Here is a 19022-nt window from a genome sequence, read left to right as displayed (position 1 = left end):
TGTGTGTCTGTTGCTGCTTTGTCGCCGGTTGTTACATTAATTTAACCTGGCGGAAGGGAGGGGTTGCCGCGCGGCGTGCCGCGCAACAAGCCAAGATGTTTATTTGCCGGCGACGAAGATGGTGCTCATGCTGCGCAGCCGCAGCTTTTTCATCGCGCTGTATTTTTGCGAGAAGATGGTTTTCGGGTGCGTGCCGCGCTTTTCCGCAATGTGCAGCAGGCTGTCGCCGCGCAGCAGGTTGAAGATCACATCGCTTTCCGCCGGGCTAAGCTCGCGGGTTTTCTGCACTCTGATACCGCCCGGTTCTTTGCTTTCCAGCAGCCGCTGGATTTTTTCCTGCAGCGAATAAAGCGGAATGCGGGTAGAGACCAATTCAACGGAAATCCCCAGGATCGACAGCAGTTTCACTACGCGCTCGTCGTCATAGAACACCAGCAGGCGCGTCTTGCTGTTGTATTGCTGGTGCAGGGACACCAGGCTTTCGATCACGTTGACGCTCTGTTCCAGGTTTTGCGAGGTGAAAATCAGCGCGATATCGTGCTTGGTGATCTTCTCTGCTTTAGCGCCGCCGTGCATGAAATCGGAAAACAGGCGGATATCGTACGCGCCGTAATGTTTCTTCAGCAGCACCGACAGGCCAACATAGCTGTACTTACACTCACTAATCACAAGAACGTTGTTTTTAGACATAGGGCAAACACCAATACCGAGTTAAAAGTATTCAGCTGTAAGAAGCGAGTTCAAATCCTTGATGCTGGATTCCTTCCACAGCTTTCCCTGCAGTGCGTAATATGGCATTTCATCCAGCCATTTCTTGTGTTCGGGAGTTTCAACTCCTTCGATAATTACCTTGTAATGATTAAGGTAAAAGAAGCGCAGTAACGCGCGCATCAAGCCCTCGCCGCCGGACTTTTTCATAAAGTCCCAGAGCAGAAAACGATCGAGCTTAACGAAGCGGAACTGGCTGTTGTACAACGCGGAAAAACCCGCATAGCCAGAACCAAAATCATCGAGCCAAAATGAATAACTATTCAATGACGGATCGCCGTGCACGCGATCTTTCACCAGCCGGGTTGAATTCTCGCTGATCTCAAAATGAATACAGCGCAGGGCATTAATTCTCTCGGCAAAGTGACTATTCGCCAGCGATTGCAGGGAATAATCGTCAACATTCAAAGTGGCTATCACTTGGTTTTCATGAAACCAGTGTTTGTATTTATCGATCAGATTGATCTGATCCATCAAAATCTCAATCCGGGTGGCGCTGTCGGCATGGCGAAAGAACTGTTCAGGAGAAAAATGGGCATATTCGCTATTAAACGTAAAGCGAGACAGACATTCAACGGCCAGCAATTGTCCCGATTTCGCGAACATTGGCTGAAAAACATAATTAATGCCGTTATTTTTCTCTCTGAAAGAACCGCTCATTTCCCAATCCTTGGATTGATATTTAACTTGTTGATTTTAAATGATTAAAAAGAAAGTTACTCCAGGTTTATTGGTAAATTTCTTATTTAAAGCGTCAGGATGGCCGAAACGTGTCGACAGACCATTAAACGCGTAATTCGTGCCAAAGTCCAAACGTCGCAATCTGTTACTAAATGTAAATATTCGGGATAATATTCTGATTTTCAGGCCTTAACGCAAAATCTTGAACTCTGCAGCTTTCCCAAACACAGATTATTCCTATTCATATGAATCGTCAACATCGATCGATAGGTATCCGCCGATAGTTTATTCCTATCAAGAGGGGGCTTATGAATGTTTTAAACGATTTAACATTAAGAATATGCTTAGTCTATATTTCGTCCGGCAATGAGTTCATCGAGGCAACGCTCCTTTTCAGCAAGGGAGTGCTATCGCTGAGTGTATGCTCAGTGGCGGCAATATATATATAAGCCCGCCACTGAATCGATTATTTTATTGTTCTATGGAGCTGGAAATGAAAAAAGTATTATTGCCTTTGGCTGCCCTGGTATTGTCTGCAACTGCTTCCAACGCAATGGCAGCAAACGGCAACGTTAAATTCACCGGTGAAATTGTACAGTCCACCTGTAAAGTTGTTGATAAAGACCAGAATAAAGAAGTTTACCTGGGTAAATATCCTACCACCGCTTTCCCAACTGCCGGTTCTACCAGCGGTGCTAAAGCTTTCGATATCAGCCTGGAGAAATGTGAAGCGGGTAACTACACCCTGCGTTTCGACGGTAACACCCCAGCCGGTCACCCAGAGCTGTTGGCTGTAACTGGCGGCGCGACTGGCGTTGGCGTTGAAATTCTGGATAACAACGGTTCTACTCTGCCAATCTCTCAGGAAGTGGCTACCCCAGCTACCGTAACTGTTGCTGCTGATGGCGATAACCCAGGCGCTGCGACTTTCAACCTGCGCGCTCGTTACAAATCCTTCCAGGATCTGGTAACTGCCGGTCAGGCAAACTCTAACGCTACCTTCACCATCGAATACAAATAATTCGCTGGCAGGATAGATAGAGTTATTGGCCAAGGATGGCTAAATTTTGAGAGTTGAGACATTCCGATGAAAAAAATTCTGACTGGTATTTTATTCGCATTCTCTGTTAATGCCTTTGCCGGCATTCAGGTTGATGCGACGCGTGTCATCTATAACAGCGCAAGTAAATCCGCATCGCTCTCAATCAGCAATGACAGCGACGATACCTATATGGTGCAAACCTGGCTGGATACTGGCGATGCAAGCCAGATGCCTAAGAATTTGCCGATCGTGGTGACGCCACCCATTTTGAAGCTGGCTGCCAAGAAAGACGCCATTTTGCGTTTTATCTATTCCGGCAGCGGTTTGCCGCAGGACAGAGAATCTCTGCTCTGGGTCAACGTACAGGAAATTCCGCCAACGCCTAAGCAAGATAACGTGCTGCAGGTGGCGATCCGTACTCGTATCAAACTGTTCTATCGCCCGGATTCGTTGAAAACCAACCTGCAACAGCAGGCGGAAGCGCTGAAGTGGAAGCGCCAGGGCGGCAATTTAGTCGTGACTAACGATGGCCCGCTGTTCGTCACGCTGGGCGTGTTGAACCTGAAGAGCGGCGGCAAGAGCTGGAAAGTGAACGCCGACATGGTCAAGCCACACGACAGCCTGCGTATTTCCCTGCCTCAGGGGGCGCAATCAGCCAACAATATGTCGTTTACCTATATCAACGACTATGGCGGTCACACCGAGATTAAAAACGTCGCACTGAATTGATTTGAAGCACTTCAAGGAATGAAAGAAATGGCACACAAAAGAATAACAACCCTCGCGCCAAAACGTTTGGTGAAGCTGATTAATGGTGTAATTTATTTTTCTGCTGTGCCTTTTTCATTCTCACATATGGCCATGGCGGAGGAGCAGTTCAACACCTCCTTCATCCATGGCGATGACAATATCGCCCAGGTGGCGTCGTTGGCCAGCGGGGATGACATTCTGCCGGGTAAATATCCGTTTGATATTTATCTCAACGGGCAGCGTATCGATCACCGCGAAATCGAGTTCAAGAAAGAATCCAAAGACTCTCCGGTAGCGCCGTGCCTGACGGCCGCGGACTATCAGGATTACGGCGTAAAGCTGCCCGGCGATCTGACCACCGCCGGTGCCGCGCAATGCTACGCATTGCCACAACAGATCTCCGGCGCCAAGCTGAGCTATGACGCCGCCGTACAGCGTATGGATCTGGAAGTGCCGCAGGTGTTTCTGATCCCGCGCCCGCAAGGTGCCATTTCGCCGAAAGTTTACGATCGCGGCATCAATGCCGGCTTTGTTAACTATAACTTTAGCGGCACTCATAACCGCTACGGCAACAATCAGAACGACAAGACTTCCGACTATTACTTCCTGAGCCTTAACAATGGCCTCAATATTGGCGATTGGCGCCTGCGCAACAACTCGACGTTGAACCAACAGTCGGGCGCCGGTACGCATTGGAAGAACATTTCCAGCTGGGCGGAAACGGACATCGTTTCTCTGCGCAGCCGTCTGGTGATCGGCCAGACCAACACCAATAACAATGTTTTCGACAGCATTCAATTCCGCGGTGTGCAGATGTCCAGCGCCGACGACATGCTGCCGGAAAGCCAGCGCGGCTATGCGCCGGTGGTGCGCGGTGTGGCGACGACCAACGCGCGCGTTGAAGTGCGTCAGAACGGCTATACCATTTACAGCACCAACGTGCCGCCAGGGCCGTTTGCACTGACGGACATTTTCCCAAGCACCCTGAGCGGTAACCTGGACGTGACGGTGATCGAAGCCAACGGTTCGAGAACCTCTTTCGTCGTGCCGTTCTCCTCGGTGCCGAACATGCTGCGCGAAGGGATTTGGAACTATCAGCTGACCGCCGGTAAATACCACGACGGCACCAGCCGCTATCAGCCCAAGTTTGTCCAAGGCACCTTGTCGCACGGTATGGCGTATGACATCACGCCTTACGGTGGCGTGCTGGTGGCGGAAAACTACCGTTCAGCGGTCGTGGGCCTCGGTAAAAACCTGGGGAACTGGGGGGCTGTCTCTTTTGATATGTCCTATTCCGACACCAACCTGGTGAACGGCGATGACAAGCAGGGGGAGAGTTTCCGTTTCCTATATTCCAAGTCGCTCAACGATTGGGGGACGGAATTCCGCATTGCCGGTTACCGTTACTCGACCTCCGGCTATTATGATTTCTCCGATGCGGTTGCCGAGCGCGAACGCTATGAGAACGGTTATTACCGTAACGATTACTACGATCAAAACGATCGCAACCTGGGCGTGCCGGACTGGGCGGAATCTCGCCGCCGCAGCTATTACACCAGCCGTTTCAACAACAAACGCCAGCGCGTTGAGCTGTCTGTCAACCAGCGCATCGCCGGTAATTCGACGCTGTACGCCAACCTCAGCAACCAGTCTTACTGGGGCGGATCCGGCGAAGACCGCACCGTACAAACCGGTTTTAACAGCAGCTATAAAAATATCAGCTATGGCGTCTTTTATCAGGACAGCCGCAGCAACTACGGCTATAAAGACCGCAGCGTCAACCTGACCGTATCGATTCCGTTCAGCTTCTTCAGCAAGGATTCGTCGGACATGACCGCCAGCTTCAACGCCGGCCACAGCAAGCAGAGCGGCAACACCTACAGCGCCGGCCTGAGCGGCACCGCGCTGGATGACAACCGCTTGAACTATGCGGTGCAAAGCGGCCATGATCGTTACTCGGGCCAAACCAGCTCGGCCAACGTCGGTTATCAGGGCAGCATGGGGACCATCAATGCCGGTTATAGCTACAGCAAAGATTATCAGCAGTCTTCGTTGGGCGTGGCGGGCGGTATCGTCGCACACTCCGGCGGTGTGACGTTGACCCAGCCGCTGCAGAATACGTTTGTGCTGGTGGAAGCCAAAGACGCCAAGGGCGTTCGTATCGAAAACCAACCGGGCGTCGCCATCGACCGCTTCGGTTACGCAGTGATGACCTCTGCGTCGCCATACCGCCATAACCGCGTGGCGCTGCGCACCGAAGATATCGGCAACGGCCTGGATATCCCGATGGCGGCAAGAGACGTGGTGCCGACTTACGGCGCAATCACCCGCGTGAAGTTTGAAACGCACACGGGCCAAAGCCTGTTGGTACACAGCAAGATGACCGACGGCAGCGTACCGCCGATTGGCGCCAACGTCTTCAGTGCGGACGGCAAGAACAACGGTACTGTCGGTACCAACGGCGATATTTATATCTCAGGTGCCTCCGCAGGGGATCGTCTGCTGGTGAAATGGGGCAACGACGCGGGCGAGAGCTGCTCACTGGTGGTGCCGGAATTGAAAGCGGCGACCGAACAGTTGATGGGTTATCAGGAACTTTCGCTGACCTGCGGAAAACCGTAAAAGGAAAGGATATGTCTTCTTTGTTAAAGCATAAGAATCTCGGGTTGGCGGCTGGGCTGCTGGTCACGCTGGGCGCGTTTTCGCAGAGCAGCTATGCGCTGTCGTGTAAGCAGAACGGCAGCATTCGCCAGGATATCGTGCTGGATAAAGCCATCAAGGTGTCGACCGCCAATACCGCGCCGGGCGCGTTGCTGTGGCGTTCGCAGACCTTTACTTCCGTTTTTCAGTGCTCGGATACGGATGGTATGCCGCAAGGTGAAAACGCCTACTTATATTGGGATCCTCAGGCTCGCATGAGTCAGATCCATAACTCGATCGAAGTGGGTGTCACTTATCAGGGGATCGATGTTAAACCGACTAAGGGCGCACGCCAGGACGTGGGGCCCGGCACGGAATGCCGTCGTTCGGGCAGCCGCTGCCTGTCTCCGGCCAGACCGCTGACGGTTACCGTGTCGTATGCTGTCTATATCAAAGCGACCGGCAAGGCGCCGCCGGCCGGCGGCAAGATCAACGATAACAACTCGTACTCGGTGTTCCAGGTTGATGGCGTCGGCGGTTTGAACAGCCGTCCGAACAGCAACTTTAACGCCTACATTTCCGGGCTGGGCAATATTCAGTTTATTTCCTGCAACCCGAAAATCACCGTGGTGGCCAACAACGGTTCGACGGTGAATTTCGGCACTATCCCGCGTCAGAATGCGGTGGTAGGCAAAATCGAGAAACAGGTGCCATTCTCGGTTGCCGCCAATATGTCCGATCCGACGACCGGACAGGACTGCCAGGGGGAGACGCTGCAGGCCAGCTTCAGCAGCACTTATCCGCTGCAGGATAACAGCGTGATCCTGCCGACCAGCGACAGCGGCTTCGGTATTTTGATCTCGCAGGCGGCGACGCCAAATACGCCGATCATGATGAACAGCCCGGTCGATCTGGGCCTGGTCAACGGCACCATCGTTGAAAAGAACTTTATGGCCAGCCTGAAATGGTTGAGCACCAACCCGAAAGTGGGGCCGTTCAGCGCATCGGCGAATATTGACGTCACCTTCAAATAATTCGGTGTCTCGTCAATAGAGAAAGGGTTCAGTTTTCGCGAACTGAACCCTTTTTTGTGCCTTATACCGCGCTGATTAACGCAGCCCCATCCAGCTGGTACAAACACCTTCCGGCGGCTTGCCGGCGTACCAGCGGGGTAACGCGGGGGCATCATGGCGCGGTTCGGCCTGCATTTCTATCGGCTGCGCCGGCCATTCCGCGACGTCCCAGCGGGTGGTGCGGCGATACACCGCCGGGGTTTTGCCGAACTGTTTCTTGAAGGCACGCGAGAACGAAGGCTGAGAGTCGAAATGGTATTGCAGGGCGATATCCAGGATCGGTCGTGGAGTGGAGCGCAGCGCCTGCGCCGCCTGCGACAGGCGCCGCTCGCGGATATAGCTGCCGAGCGCGTGGCCGGTGGTGCTGCGGAACATGCGCTGCAGGTGCCATTTGGAGTAGCCCGACTTGGCGGCGACGTTGTCCAGCAGCAGCGGCTGATCCAGATGAGTTTCAATCCAGTCTAGTAAATCGTGAATGATATTGACGCGATCCATGGTTTTAGTTCTCCCGCAAAAACGACATTCAGGTCACAGTGACTTAGCTTAATTATCCAAGAATATGCTTTGATAATAGGCGTGACTACGCCGTTACGCAAGGGTAAGCCGGGGATAAAAAGGTGGCCAAAAATGCTCTTTGAACGGCAGGGGAATAAAAGAAAGGCCGCATAAAGCGGCCTTTTCAGTAGGAAGTGACGGAAAATCAGTTAGTTTCCGGTTTCACTTCAATGTAGTTCAGACCCAGCACGCTGCTGGTGTAACCGCGGATCTTGTTGGTCATCTCGATATCGCCGTTCAGCTTGTGGCCGTAGGACGGGATGATCTCTTTCAGCTTGCTCTGCCATTCCGGCGTCGCCACTTTGTCTTTGAACACGGTTTCCATCAGGTGCAGCATGATTGGCGCAGCGGTGGAAGCGCCCGGCGAAGCGCCCAGCAGAGCGGCGATGCTGCCGTCTTCAGAGCTGACGACTTCGGTGCCGAACTGCAGCACGCCGCCTTTATCCGCGTCTTTCTTGATGATCTGTACGCGCTGGCCTGCGGTCCACAGCTTCCAGTCTTCCTGCTTGGCGTCCGGGAAGTACTCTTTCAATGCGGCGAAGCGATCGTCGTCGTTCATCATCAGCTGGCCGACCAGGTATTTCACCAGATCGAAGTTATCCAGACCGACGTGGGTCATCGGCATCAGGTTCGAGGTGCTCAGCGAGTGCAGCAGATCAAACAGCGAACCGTTCTTCAGGAACTTGCTGGAGAAGGTGGCGAACGGCCCGAACAGCAGCACGCGCTTGCCGTCCAGCATGCGGGTATCCAGGTGCGGCACGGACATCGGCGGCGAACCTACGCTGGCCAGGCCATACACTTTGGCCAGGTGCTGGTTGGCGATCTCCGGGTTGGTCGTGACCAGGAACTGGCCGCCGACCGGGAAGCCGCCGTAACCGTCGGCCTCAGGGATGCCGGATTTCTGCAGCAGGGTCAGGGACGCGCCGCCTGCACCGATGAACACGAACTTGGCGTTAACGGTGGTTTCTTTACCGTCGCGGTTCAGATCGGCAACGGTTACGCTCCAGGTCTGGTCGGCGTTGCGCTTGATGTCGCGCACTTCGTGGCTCAGGTTCAGCTTGAACTTGTCGCTGGCGCTCAGTGCGTCAACCAGCTGGTGGGTGATCACGCCGAAGTTAACGTCGGTACCCAACGGCATGCGGGTGGCGGCGATTTTCTGCGCCGGATCGCGGCCGTTCATCACCAGCGGCGCCCACTGTTTGATTTGCGCAGGGTCTTCGGAGTATTCCATACCGCGGAACAGGGTGCTGTGCTGCAGCGCCGCGTAGCGTTTACGCAGGAAGTTGACGTTGTCGTCGCCCCACACGAAGCTCATGTGCGGCACGCTGTTAATGAAGGATTTCGGATCTTTCAGGACATTGTTTTTCACCTGATAAGACCAGAACTGACGGGAGATTTCGAAAGACTCGTTAACCTTCACCGCCTTGCTGATGTCGATGGTGCCATCGGCTTTTTCCGGCGTGTAGTTCATTTCGCTGAAGGCGGAGTGGCCGGTACCGGCGTTGTTCCAGCCGTTGGAGCTCTCTTCCGCCACGCCGTTCATGCGCTCGTACATGTCGATGGTCCAGGTCGGCTCCAGCTCATGCAGATAGGTACCCAAGGTGGCGCTCATGATGCCGCCGCCGATCAACACCACGTCGACGGTTTTATTCTTCTCTTCAGCCGTCGCCTGTTGCGTAACGCCAAACAGGCTGAGACTGAAAATCAGGACGAGTAATTTTCTCATTGAATTAAATCTCTTGTGTGTAAATTCTACTCATTGCAGGTGAAAGAATTTAGCGGGAGTTACCCTGGAAATAATGAAGCCGACCGCCCGGCGTGAGCCGATAGGCAGCAATAATGCCTTTTTGTTAATAGGGTTTTTAACGAAAAGTGAACTATTGCAGGCCGTCCGGATGCAAATTGATCGGTTCACGTTACTGGCGGGGTATTATTGTTTGCGAGAATGTTAAAAACTACTTTTGTAACTAAAAAAAATGAATATAAGCAAAAATAGGCCGGTTGCTGTCGCAGTAATAAACAAAGAGGGAGGAGATGCCGTATAACCGCGTTATTTTCGGGGGTTAATTGTCGCGTAATTAAACGTTATTTCGTTATCACACAATAATTGCGGTTAAATTGCAAATGCCTATCGGTAACCAATAATAAATGGCCACCGTTGCGGGCGGCCATCGTGCAGAAGGCGGTTACTTGATACCCATCGCATCGCGCATGGTGAAGAACAGATCGGTCTGATCGGTCAATCCCACCACGTTGGCGGCGTGCGGGCCGTAGGCCGCGACGCGCAATTGGGTGCCGGTGTGCCCCTGCGACTCTTCTTCCGAGTTGCCGTAGCTGAGGGTCATCGGCGCGCCGTCTTTGGTGGTCAGCATCTGGGTCAGGCCCGGCGCTTTGGCGTCGTCGGCGACGATCTGGCTGGAGTGCGCATGGTCGGCGGTGACGATCACCAGCGTGTTGCCGTCGGCGCGGGCGAAGGCCAGCGCTTTTTGCACCGCTTCGTCCAGATCGACGGTTTCACCAATCTGCCCGCACGGGTTAGCGGCGTGATCCTGCTTATCGATCGACGCGCCCTCTACCTGCAGGAAGAAGCCGTTCGGGTTATCTTTCAACAGTGCGATCGCTTTTTCGGTCATCGCCGCCAGCGTTGGCGTGGCCGCGGTGCGCGCCGGATTGTTTTCGCAGGTTACCGCCGGCTTGTCGAGGTTGCCGTGGTAGCTGGCTTTCGGCCCCAGCCAGCGCACCGGCATGTTGCCGTCGGCGAACAGACCCAGCAGCGGTTTTTGCTGGTTGGCCAACGTAACGGCCTGCAGCTCATCCGCGTTGCTCACCCACTGGTAACCCTGGGCTGCCGCCTGATCTTTCAGCGATTTTCCTTGCCATTCGCCGCTTTTCGCCAGCTGGTTGAAGGACTTCGCGCCGCCGCCCAGCGTGACGTCGGCGCGGGTTTTCAGCAACTGCTCGGTGATGGAGCCGCGGCCGCCGTTTTCCAGCGCGTTAGCGGCGCATTTCTCGCTGGTTTCCTCCGGGCCGTAGCATTTGCGCGAGGTGACGTGCGACACCAGCGCCGCCGGCGTAGCGTCTTGCAACTCGGCGGTGGAGACGTTGCCGGTGGCCTTGCCGGCCGCCTTGGCGATCTCCAGCAGCGTCGGCTGATCTTTGCCGTTCACGTCCACGCCGAGCGCGCCGTTATAGGTTTTCACCCCGGTGGTCCAGGCGGTGGCGGAGGCGGCGGAATCGGTCACGTAATCCGGCTTGTGGGTTTTCTTGTCCAGCGAGTAGTGGGTGTATTGCCCGGTCAGCGGCAGGGCGTCGATGCCCTTGAAGTAACCGCCTGCGCCTTCAGCGTAATTGCGCGCGGCGGTGATCTCGGAATCCCCCATGCCGTCGCCGATCAGCAGAATCACGTTTTTCGCCGTTTTGTCCGACAGTGACGCCTTCAGCGCGGCGGTCTGATCGCCGGCCAGACGACGGGCGCCGCCCGGTTCGGCGAGGTTGCCGCGCGCGGCGCGTTCGGTCAGGCCATCGGCATTGGCCGAGGTTTCCGCCGCGATGGCGGAGGAACAGAGCAGGGCGGACAGCACGGCGCCGGCGATCAGGGATACAGCAGGTTGCATGGGGTAAGCTCCTTGTCGTAATACAACAATGTAAATAACATCAAATTGTTACGAAAGGAGAGTAGAGCAGAGGGATGACAATTTTATGACAATGAAAGACGGGATGGCCCGGCGGCCACCCCGTTTGACAATCAGGCCGCGCGCGCCGGAATAGCCAGCCCGCGCTGCACCGCCGGCCGCGCCAAACCGCGCTCCAGCCACTGCGCGACGCGCGGGAAATTGTCAAACTCCACCAGTTCGCGCGCCTCATAGAAGCCGATCAGGTTACGCACCCAGCCCAGCAGCGAAATATCGGCGATGGTGTAGTCCGCACCCATGATCCAGTCGCGGCCTTCAAGGCGCGTTTCCAATACGCCGAGCAGACGTTTCGATTCGTTTTTGTAACGCTCCAGCGGCCGCTTGTCTTCATATTCGCGTCCGGCAAACTTGTGGAAGAAACCGAGCTGGCCGAACATTGGGCCGACGGCGGCCATCTGGAAGAACACCCACTGAATGGTCTCATAACGCTGCGCCGGATCCTGCGGCAGGAAACGGCCGCTCTTTTCCGCCAGGTAGAGCAGAATGGCGCCGGATTCGAACAGCGGCAGCGGCCGGCCGCCGGGGCCGTCGGGATCGATGATCGCCGGGATCTTGCCGTTCGGGTTCAGCGCCAGGAATTCCGGCGTCCAGGTCTCGTTGTTGCCGATGTCGATCAGGTGCGCTTCATAAGGCAGGCCGATCTCTTCCAGCATGATGGACACTTTGACGCCGTTCGGCGTCGGCAGAGAGTAGAGCTGCAGCCGTTCCGGGTGCTGAGCCGGCCAGCGTTTGACGATCGGGAATTGGGTGGAATCGAGCATGGAAACTCCTCGGGTTGGCGGGGTCGTTTAAGCGTACCCCTTGAGTATTGCAGTAAAACTACCCCGCCGCCGGGTTACACCGTGAGGTCAAAATGTGCGGCCAGCGCTTTTTTACCGGCAGGGGTCAGCTGTAGTTCGCGGCTGTCGAGCCGGCGGACGATCCAGCCGCGTTGGATAAAGGCGGCTAACAGCGCGGCGCCCAGCGCGCCACCGAGGTGAGAGCGACGTTCGCTCCAGTCCAGGCAGCCGCAGGCGAAGCGGCGGCGGGGGGGAGCGGGGGAGCAATCGACGCCCAGCCGCGCCAGCGCGGCCTGACCGACGTCGCTTAACCGGTAGTCTTCTTCGCCGGTCAGCCAGTTCAGCGCATGCAGCCGATCGTGCAGCTTCACCGCCACCTCGCCCGCCATATGGTCGTAACAGGTGCGAGCATATTGCAGCGAGGTGGGCGTGCTGCTTTTCACCGACGGGCGCGGCACGCCCGCCAGCGCCATCAGACCCTCCAGCGCTGCGGCCACCGGTTGCCCGGCCAGCCGAAAATAGCGATAGCGCCCCTGTTTGAGGCAGGCAATCAGCCGCTGCTCCAGCAGCTTCGCCAGATGTGCGCTGGCGGTAGACGGGGCGACCTCGACCGCCGCGCTGAGCTCGGTGGCGGTGTAGGCGCGCCCGTCCATCAACAGGCACAGCATGCGCGCCCGGGTGCGGTCGGCGATGGCGGCGCTGAGCGCCGCTAAACGATCTTCTATCTCGATGTTATGCATACTTCGAGGTTAGACGAAGTATGACGGCGCGTCCATCGCTAGCCTGTGGCTATCGCATTCTGGTGCTGTGCGCCCGTGTCCGCTGGATATTGATGAGCGGGCGCTGAAATCGGTGCAGTGGCGCCGTTCGCTCAATGCGCGCGTGCCGGAATTTTACCGTTGAGAGGAGACGAGGATGATTGCCGTGATGTTTGAACTGCAGGCTGCCGACGGGCAGCGCGATACCTACCTGACGTTGGCGGCGGAGCTGAAGCCGCTGCTGGCGCAGATCGACGGATTCATTTCCATCGAGCGCTTTCAAAGCCTGGCCGATCCTGCACGCCTGCTGTCGCTCTCCTTCTGGCGCGACGAAACGGCGGTGCAGCAGTGGCGCAATCTCGAACAGCACCGGGCGGCGCAGGCGCGCGGCCGTGGCGAGGTGCTGGCGCAGTATCGCCTGCGGGTGGCGGAGGTGGTGCGGGACTACGGGCTGAAAAGTCGCGACCAGGCGCCGCAGGATAGCCGTTGTTATCACCGTACCTGAGAAAAAGCCCGCCGCCGGCGGGCTTTCACCCGCTATTTCGCCTCGCTGCCCACCTTCATCGCTCCGGCGTAGCTGGCGCCCATTCCCCAGGCGGCGCCGTGGTCGCGAGCGATCTGCAATACGCCCCCCGCCGTGGTTTTACGGCTCCAGTCCTGCTGCCATTCCAGCATCAACGCTACCCAGTTGATGGGCGTGGCGCCCGCCTGAACCAGACGCTGCATGGCGTTGTTTTGGCTGTCTGGCGTAATGTCGCCGGTGACGTCCGACAGGATATAAACCTCATAACCCTCGCCCAGGGCGGACAGCGCCGGCAGCATCACGCAGTTGGCGGTCCACAGCCCGCCGATGATGATTTTCTTGCGGCCGGATTGTTTGATCAGATCCACCACGCGCCGATCCTGCCAGACGTTGATGGCGGTGCGGTCGTACACCTGCAGGTCCGGGCGCGCCTGCGTCACCTGCTGGAATACCGGCCCGGCGAAGCTTTTGGCGTTGGCCGAGGCCAGAATGGTCGGCACGTTGAACACTTTGGCGGCCTTGGCGATGCCGGCGGCGTTATTCACCAGATTGGTTTGATCGATAGAGGAAATGGTCATGCCGAACATGTCCTGCAGATCGACCAACAGCAACAGGCTGTTGTCGGCGGTCAGCGGCTGCACATAACCCGCCTGGCGGCTATCGGCGGCGGGGGATTGCGCCAGCGCGGCGACGGGGGCGGTGGCGGCGCTCAGGCCGAGCATCAGGGCGAACAGGGTCTTTTTCATTATTAACTCCATTATTATCAGTAGATTAAATTCACTTACCACTCAGGGAAGCGGTTGGATAAAGTCTACTTAGGTTGTTGGGGTTAATAATCTGTGTTTTATTGAATTTATAATTAACTATCAGGACATAATATGGACGTGCTACTGACGATGCGCGCCTTTCGCCGCGTGGTTGAGCGCAACAGTTTCTATAAGGCGGCGGAGGATCTGGCGATCACGCCGGCGGCGTTGAGCAAGCAGATTAAGCAGTTGGAAAGCCGGCTGGGGACGCTGTTGCTCGTGCGCACCACCCGCAGCATGAGCCTGACCGAAGCCGGGCAGATCTATTACCAGGAAGCCTGTCGGTTGCTCGGCGAGTTCGACGCGCTGGAACAGACGGTTGCCGCCAGCGCGCAGCAGGTTTCCGGCACGCTGCGGGTCAATGCGCCGCTCTCATTCGGCCTGACGGTGCTGTCGCCGCTGTTGCCGCTGTTTATGCAACGTTACCCGCAGTTGCAGGTGGAACTGACGCTGGACGACAGGGTATTGGACGTAGTGGCGGCTGGTTTCGATATTTCCTTGCGCATTCGCCGAGGGCTGCCGGACTCTTCCCTCAGCGCCCGGGCGCTGGGTGAAGTGCACCAGCGAATTTGCGCCGCTCCCGGCTATTTGGCGCAGCACGGCATGCCGCAAACGCCGAATGAATTACAGCGACACAGCTGTCTGGCCTATTCCCTGGCGGAAAGGCCGGGGCAGTGGCAGTTCACCGCCGGCGAGGAGAGCCTGAGCGTGGCGTTCACTCCCCGGTTGATCGCCAACAACAGCCTGATGTTGCGGGATATGTTGGTGGCGGGATTGGGCATCGGTTCGCTGCCGTCGTTCGTGGCGGATCCCGAGCTCGCCGCCGGCAGGCTGGTGCGGCTGTTCCCTGAACAGATTGCCGACGTGCATCAGGTCTTCGCGGTTTACCCGACGCGCCGGCATGTGCAGCAGAAAGTGAGTTTATTCACCGAGTTTGTGCGAGAACAGGGATTGATGACGGCGAATTGACAACGGCGTACGGTTGTCATATTCATTAGCTATGAAAAAATCCTACCGCCCATTCGCGCAAATTATTATCACCCTTCTCCAGAGGGTGGGATAGCGCGTGTGTCGCCAATAAAAACCCGCCGGCAGGCGGGTTTTTTTATCCCCTTCCGGCAACGAGCGGAGAACGTCATGAAAACCTACCCTGCAACCCGTTTGCACTGAGCGAAACGGAGTTTGAGCGCCTGGCACAGTACTTTTTTTCCCGGCGGAAGAAGAAGGGATGACTATCTTGCGTTATGGCGAGCGGGACTGAAAACCGGCGCCATGACGGCGCCGGCAACAGGGTTAGGCTTCGGCGTTAAACGCGTTGTGGAAGGTGACCTCCGCGCACGGCAGCGCGCCCTGGAAGGCGACGGCGCGGAAGTAGTCTTGCGGCACGCCCGCCAGGGTCAGCGCGTCTTGCGCCTGGAAGCCGAAACGGCCGTAATAGTTCGGCTCGCCCAGCACCACGCAGCCTGCGGCGCCGCGTTCCTGCAGCTCGGCCAGCAGCCGGCGAATAAGCCGGCTGCCGATCCCCTGGTTCTGACAGGCCGGTAGCACCGATACCGGCGCCAGCCCGTACCAACCAACGGCGCCGTTGCTGAGCACGACCGGTGAGACGGACGCGTGCCCGAGCGGTGTGCCATTGTGCTCGGCGACCAGCGACAGGGTGAGGGCTCCCGCCGCGCGCAGCGCATTGACGATAAACTGCTCGGTGTGGCTGCTGTGTTCGGCGTGCAGGAATGCGGCGGCGGTCAGGGTGGTGATGGCGCCGACGTCGGCCGGCGTTTCGTGGCGTAACGTGATGTTCATGGTTGTATCCTGATTCAATAAGGCTGAGCCGACCGGGCTGCCTGCCCGGCCGGTATCGATGATTAACGGTTATCCAGCTGCGCACGCACGGCCTTGAGCCCGGCGAAGGTGACGCGATAAGGGCGCCCCTGGCGAGAGAGGATCAGGCGTTTGGTTTTGAGCTTGGTAAAAACGGCCAGCGAGCAGTCGGCCAGGCCGAGCCCTTCGCGGGTGTAGCATTCGACGTGGGTGACGCGACCGGCGTCGTTGCGGGTGAAGGCGATATAGCCGCCTTTGGCCAACACGTGCAGCACGCGTTGTTCCGCTTTGGAAATGTTCATGTTGGGAGATCCTGTAATAACCCCAGATACGCGCATCCCCGCGCAAACGCGCGTCGGATACGTCAGAGTCCCTCGCCATGCGGCAAGGAAGCGACTATCGGGTGGTTACAATCTCCAACATACAGGCCTCGGGCAGTGAAAAACGCCAGGGCGGCGTTTCAGCGCAGTTAATGTAGCCAATGGCCGGTTGGCTGTCAATTTGCCGGCGACGCGGGCCGCCGGCGCAAGGCCAATCAGAAAGGCTTGGTCGGCAGGTATTTGCCGTCCAGGGTGATCACCGCGCGTTCGCCGCCATCCGGATCGGCGACCTTCTTGATATCCAGCTTGAAGTTGATGGCGCTGATGATGCCGTCGCCAAACTGCTCGTGCACCAGCGCTTTCAGCGTGGAGCCGTAGACCTGCAGCATTTCATAGAAACGATAAATGGTCGGGTCGGTCGGCACGCCGCCGGGAATGCTGCCGCGCAGCGGGATGGTTTGCAGCAGCTGCACCGCTTCTTCATCCAGCCCCAGCTTGGCCGCCACGGTGCGCGCTGCCGGTTCCGGCAGCGCATGCTGCCCCAGCAGGGCGGCGGTGACAAACGCCAGGCTGAGGCCGGTGCCCTCGGCCAGCGCTTCGAACGTCAGGTTATGGCGGATCTTGGCGGCCATGATGGTGTCGGTGAGCGCTTCGCGCGGGGCGGCGTTATGCAGAGAGTGTGTCATGTTGGCTCCTTTTGTTGGCTTAAAAACGGGCGATCGCCGGCGTGGCGGTCACCTCGGGATGGGTGGCGAGCGGCACGAAGCGGCGGGTTTCGCCGTCCAGCGCCTCGATAGCGCCACTGGCGATGTCATAGACCCAGCCGTGCAACGCCAGGCGGCCCTGATCCAGCGCCAGGGCGACGGAAGGGTGCGTTTTGATGTTGTTGAGTTGGGCTATGACGTTCTCGCGCACCATCGACGCGACCCGGGCCTCGTTGGAGACATGTGGATAAGCCTGATTGACCGCCTTGGCGGAATCGGCGTAACGCAGCCAGCCGGCGACCGTCGGCAGGTGATCCAGACACTGACAGGTGGCGATGGCGGTCATCGCGCCGCAGTCGGAATGGCCGCAGATCACGATATCTTCCACGCCCAGCGCGGCGACCGCGTACTCGACCGAGGCGGTGACCCCGCCGGGTTCGGGGCCGAAAGAAGGCACGATGTTACCGGCATTGCGGATAACGAACAGATCGCCCGGCTCGCGCTGGGTGACCAGCTCCGGCACCAGGCGGCTGTCGGAACACGAGATAAACAGGGTGCGCGGATTTTGGCGGGTCGCCAGCCGTTGAAACAGCGCCGTGCGTTCAACAAAGGCTTCGCGCTGGAACTTCAGGAAGCCCTCAATTACCTCTTTCATTGTTTTTCTCCCTGGGGGGTAAGCGATGACGGCATGATGAACGCTTCTGGCTATAGGGTCTAAGACCCATTTATAATGATGGCTATAGGTATTACTAATAGTTGGGGCGCTATGCTGCTGCGACATATCCGTTATTTTCTGGCCGTGGCCGAACAGGGCAATTTCACCCGTGCCGCCGAAGCGCTGCACGTCTCGCAACCGACCTTGTCGCAGCAGATCAAACAGCTGGAGGATGCGCTGGGAGCGCCGCTGTTCGATCGCAGTGGCAGAAGGGTGCAGCTGACCGACGCCGGTGAGGCCTGGATGCGCTATGCGCGCCTGGCGCTGCAGGATCTGGACGCCGGCGCGCGGGCGATCCATGACGTGGCGACGCTGGCGCGCGGCCATTTGCGGCTGGCGATGACGCCGACGTTCACCGCCTATCTGGTGGGGCCGACGATCGATGCGTTCTATCGCCGCTACCCGGGGATTACGCTGAGCATTGAGGAGATGGCGCAAGAGCGGATCGAGGCGCTGTTGGCGCAGGATCGGCTGGATCTGGGCATCGCCTTTGAGATGGCGCAGTCGGTGGAGGTGGAAGCGACGCCGTTGTTCAGTGAGACGCTGGAGCTGATGGTCGGCGCCGATCATCCCCTGGCGGCGCGGCGTCGGCCGCTGACGCTGGCGGAGTGGCGACATCTGCCGCTGGCCTTGCTGAGCGGCGACTTCGCCACGCGTCAGTTTATCGATCGCTACTGCACACAGTTGGGGTTTCGGCCGCTGGTGGCGGTGGAGGCCAATGCGCTGGGCGCTATCGTCGAGATCGTGCGGCGGGGGCAGCTCGCCACGCTGTTGCCGGCCGCGATTGCGCGCGAGAACCGGCAGTTGAAAAAAGTGGCGCTGGCCAACGCCATGCCGGCCCGGCAGGCGGTGTTGCTGCAGCGCCAAGGCGCTTACCGCAGCGCCGCCGCGCAGGCGTTTATCGCCGTTTTGCAGCAACAGGGCGTTACGCCAACGCCCCCCAGCGCTGCGTCATCCCCAGCAGATGCACCAGCCCGAAGCCGAGGCAAATCAGCGAGCTGACGACGATGAAGCGTTGGCTGCGGCCGGTATCGCGCAGGGCGAAAGGGCCGGCGACGCCGCGCAGCAGGTAGATAAAGGTGATGATAAACAGCGCGGGCCGCAGCAGCGGCAGCGGCGCGATCAGCCCGGCGCCGGACAGTGCGTACAGCGCCCAAATAAACAGCACCAGCGCGATACCCGCGGTGACGACGGCCGGGAACTTTTTACCCGCTTCCGCCGCCTTAATGAAGCGATCGCCGGCGCCGCACAGCCGATAGCCGCGCGGCCCGGCGGCGATCACCCAAATATGCAGCAGGGCGGCGATGGCGCTCAGCGCAGCGCCGATCAGCAGCGCGGTGTTATAGAGGTGTGGCATGGTTCAGCATCCTTGTCCTAAATCAGTCTGGTATCAAGCGT

At 57.8% G+C, this 19022-nt stretch carries 20 protein-coding genes; 7 read left to right on the top strand and 13 right to left on the bottom strand.

Annotated elements, in window-relative coordinates; translation table 11 throughout:
- Positions 1-99: 99 nt before the first annotated feature.
- Both ACJ8IJ_RS08765 and ACJ8IJ_RS08760 read right to left on the bottom strand, forming a co-directional pair.
- Complete coding sequence (locus ACJ8IJ_RS08765; RefSeq protein ID WP_004939094.1) at positions 100-690, bottom strand: LuxR family transcriptional regulator; 591 nt, start codon at positions 688-690, stop codon at positions 100-102.
- Positions 691-711: 21 nt separating this feature from the next.
- Entirely contained in the window at positions 712-1428 is a 717-nt protein-coding gene (locus tag ACJ8IJ_RS08760) for an EAL domain-containing protein (protein WP_004939091.1), read from the bottom strand.
- Between the two features lie 514 nt (positions 1429-1942).
- On the opposite strand from ACJ8IJ_RS08760, the gene ACJ8IJ_RS08755 reads away from it, so the two are divergent.
- From ACJ8IJ_RS08755 to ACJ8IJ_RS08740, 4 genes are all read left to right on the top strand, one after another.
- The gene (locus ACJ8IJ_RS08755) at positions 1943-2470 is read left to right on the top strand and encodes a fimbrial protein (RefSeq protein WP_004939088.1); all 528 of its coding nucleotides are present in this window, start codon (positions 1943-1945) and stop codon (positions 2468-2470) included.
- Positions 2471-2536: 66 nt separating this feature from the next.
- A complete protein-coding gene (locus tag ACJ8IJ_RS08750) occupies positions 2537-3220 on the top strand; it encodes a fimbrial biogenesis chaperone (RefSeq protein WP_004939085.1) in 684 nt (227 codons plus the stop codon).
- Between the two features lie 27 nt (positions 3221-3247).
- Positions 3248-5863: a fimbria/pilus outer membrane usher protein gene (locus tag ACJ8IJ_RS08745; RefSeq protein WP_015377184.1), complete on the top strand. Its 2616-nt coding sequence runs from the start codon at positions 3248-3250 to the stop codon at positions 5861-5863.
- Positions 5864-5874: 11 nt separating this feature from the next.
- The gene (locus ACJ8IJ_RS08740) at positions 5875-6915 is read left to right on the top strand and encodes a fimbrial protein (protein WP_048322570.1); all 1041 of its coding nucleotides are present in this window, start codon (positions 5875-5877) and stop codon (positions 6913-6915) included.
- A 75-nt stretch (positions 6916-6990) separates the two neighbouring features.
- Here the strand turns inward: ACJ8IJ_RS08740 and ACJ8IJ_RS08735 are convergent, their stop codons facing one another.
- From ACJ8IJ_RS08735 to ACJ8IJ_RS08715, 5 genes are all read right to left on the bottom strand, one after another.
- Positions 6991-7449 (bottom strand): helix-turn-helix domain-containing protein, encoded by a 459-nt coding sequence (locus ACJ8IJ_RS08735; protein ID WP_280630764.1) that lies wholly within the window; start codon positions 7447-7449, stop codon positions 6991-6993.
- A gap of 205 nt (positions 7450-7654) precedes the next feature.
- Complete coding sequence (locus ACJ8IJ_RS08730) at positions 7655-9235, bottom strand: malate:quinone oxidoreductase (protein ID WP_280630763.1); 1581 nt, start codon at positions 9233-9235, stop codon at positions 7655-7657.
- A 460-nt stretch (positions 9236-9695) separates the two neighbouring features.
- Complete coding sequence (gene phoA / locus ACJ8IJ_RS08725; protein WP_442518536.1) at positions 9696-11123, bottom strand: alkaline phosphatase; 1428 nt, start codon at positions 11121-11123, stop codon at positions 9696-9698.
- 131 nt (positions 11124-11254) lie between these two features.
- Positions 11255-11962 (bottom strand): glutathione S-transferase N-terminal domain-containing protein, encoded by a 708-nt coding sequence (locus ACJ8IJ_RS08720; RefSeq protein WP_280630762.1) that lies wholly within the window; start codon positions 11960-11962, stop codon positions 11255-11257.
- Positions 11963-12036: 74 nt separating this feature from the next.
- Positions 12037-12720 (bottom strand): ArsR/SmtB family transcription factor, encoded by a 684-nt coding sequence (locus ACJ8IJ_RS08715; protein WP_442518535.1) that lies wholly within the window; start codon positions 12718-12720, stop codon positions 12037-12039.
- 175 nt (positions 12721-12895) lie between these two features.
- On the opposite strand from ACJ8IJ_RS08715, the gene ACJ8IJ_RS08710 reads away from it, so the two are divergent.
- Positions 12896-13243 (top strand): antibiotic biosynthesis monooxygenase family protein, encoded by a 348-nt coding sequence (locus ACJ8IJ_RS08710; protein ID WP_442518534.1) that lies wholly within the window; start codon positions 12896-12898, stop codon positions 13241-13243.
- A 32-nt stretch (positions 13244-13275) separates the two neighbouring features.
- Here the strand turns inward: ACJ8IJ_RS08710 and ACJ8IJ_RS08705 are convergent, their stop codons facing one another.
- Positions 13276-14007 carry an isochorismatase family protein gene (locus ACJ8IJ_RS08705; RefSeq protein WP_442518533.1) on the bottom strand — a complete coding sequence of 244 codons (732 nt, stop codon included), beginning with the start codon at positions 14005-14007 and terminating at the stop codon, positions 13276-13278.
- Between the two features lie 132 nt (positions 14008-14139).
- On the opposite strand from ACJ8IJ_RS08705, the gene ACJ8IJ_RS08700 reads away from it, so the two are divergent.
- Complete coding sequence (locus tag ACJ8IJ_RS08700) at positions 14140-15036, top strand: LysR substrate-binding domain-containing protein (protein WP_442518532.1); 897 nt, start codon at positions 14140-14142, stop codon at positions 15034-15036.
- A gap of 324 nt (positions 15037-15360) precedes the next feature.
- Here the strand turns inward: ACJ8IJ_RS08700 and ACJ8IJ_RS08695 are convergent, their stop codons facing one another.
- The 4 genes from ACJ8IJ_RS08695 to ACJ8IJ_RS08680 all read right to left on the bottom strand — a co-directional run bounded on the left by ACJ8IJ_RS08695 (position 15361) and on the right by ACJ8IJ_RS08680 (position 17564).
- Positions 15361-15867 carry a GNAT family N-acetyltransferase gene (locus ACJ8IJ_RS08695; RefSeq protein WP_442518531.1) on the bottom strand — a complete coding sequence of 169 codons (507 nt, stop codon included), beginning with the start codon at positions 15865-15867 and terminating at the stop codon, positions 15361-15363.
- Positions 15868-15929: 62 nt separating this feature from the next.
- Entirely contained in the window at positions 15930-16187 is a 258-nt protein-coding gene (locus ACJ8IJ_RS08690; RefSeq protein ID WP_004939031.1) for a YjhX family toxin, read from the bottom strand.
- Between the two features lie 233 nt (positions 16188-16420).
- Positions 16421-16891, bottom strand: coding sequence for a cyanase (gene cynS / locus ACJ8IJ_RS08685; protein WP_004939029.1), 471 nt, complete (start codon positions 16889-16891; stop codon positions 16421-16423).
- A gap of 19 nt (positions 16892-16910) precedes the next feature.
- Complete coding sequence (locus ACJ8IJ_RS08680; RefSeq protein WP_197752890.1) at positions 16911-17564, bottom strand: carbonic anhydrase; 654 nt, start codon at positions 17562-17564, stop codon at positions 16911-16913.
- Between the two features lie 111 nt (positions 17565-17675).
- Between ACJ8IJ_RS08680 and cynR the strand changes: the two genes are divergently transcribed.
- The gene (gene cynR, locus ACJ8IJ_RS08675) at positions 17676-18626 is read left to right on the top strand and encodes a transcriptional regulator CynR (RefSeq protein WP_442518530.1); all 951 of its coding nucleotides are present in this window, start codon (positions 17676-17678) and stop codon (positions 18624-18626) included.
- Here the strand turns inward: cynR and ACJ8IJ_RS08670 are convergent.
- Positions 18550-18981, bottom strand: coding sequence for a hypothetical protein (locus ACJ8IJ_RS08670; RefSeq protein WP_033640893.1), 432 nt, complete (start codon positions 18979-18981; stop codon positions 18550-18552). The genes cynR and ACJ8IJ_RS08670 overlap by 77 nt on opposite strands.
- Positions 18982-19022 lie beyond the last annotated feature (41 nt).

Origin of the sequence: Serratia sp. CY40230, from assembly GCF_052168835.1 — a bacterium.
In the GTDB taxonomy this organism is placed as follows: Bacteria; Pseudomonadota; Gammaproteobacteria; order Enterobacterales; family Enterobacteriaceae; genus Serratia; species Serratia nematodiphila.
The sequence above is the reverse complement of the archived record's forward strand: the minus strand, read 5'-3'. Positions and strand labels throughout refer to the sequence as shown.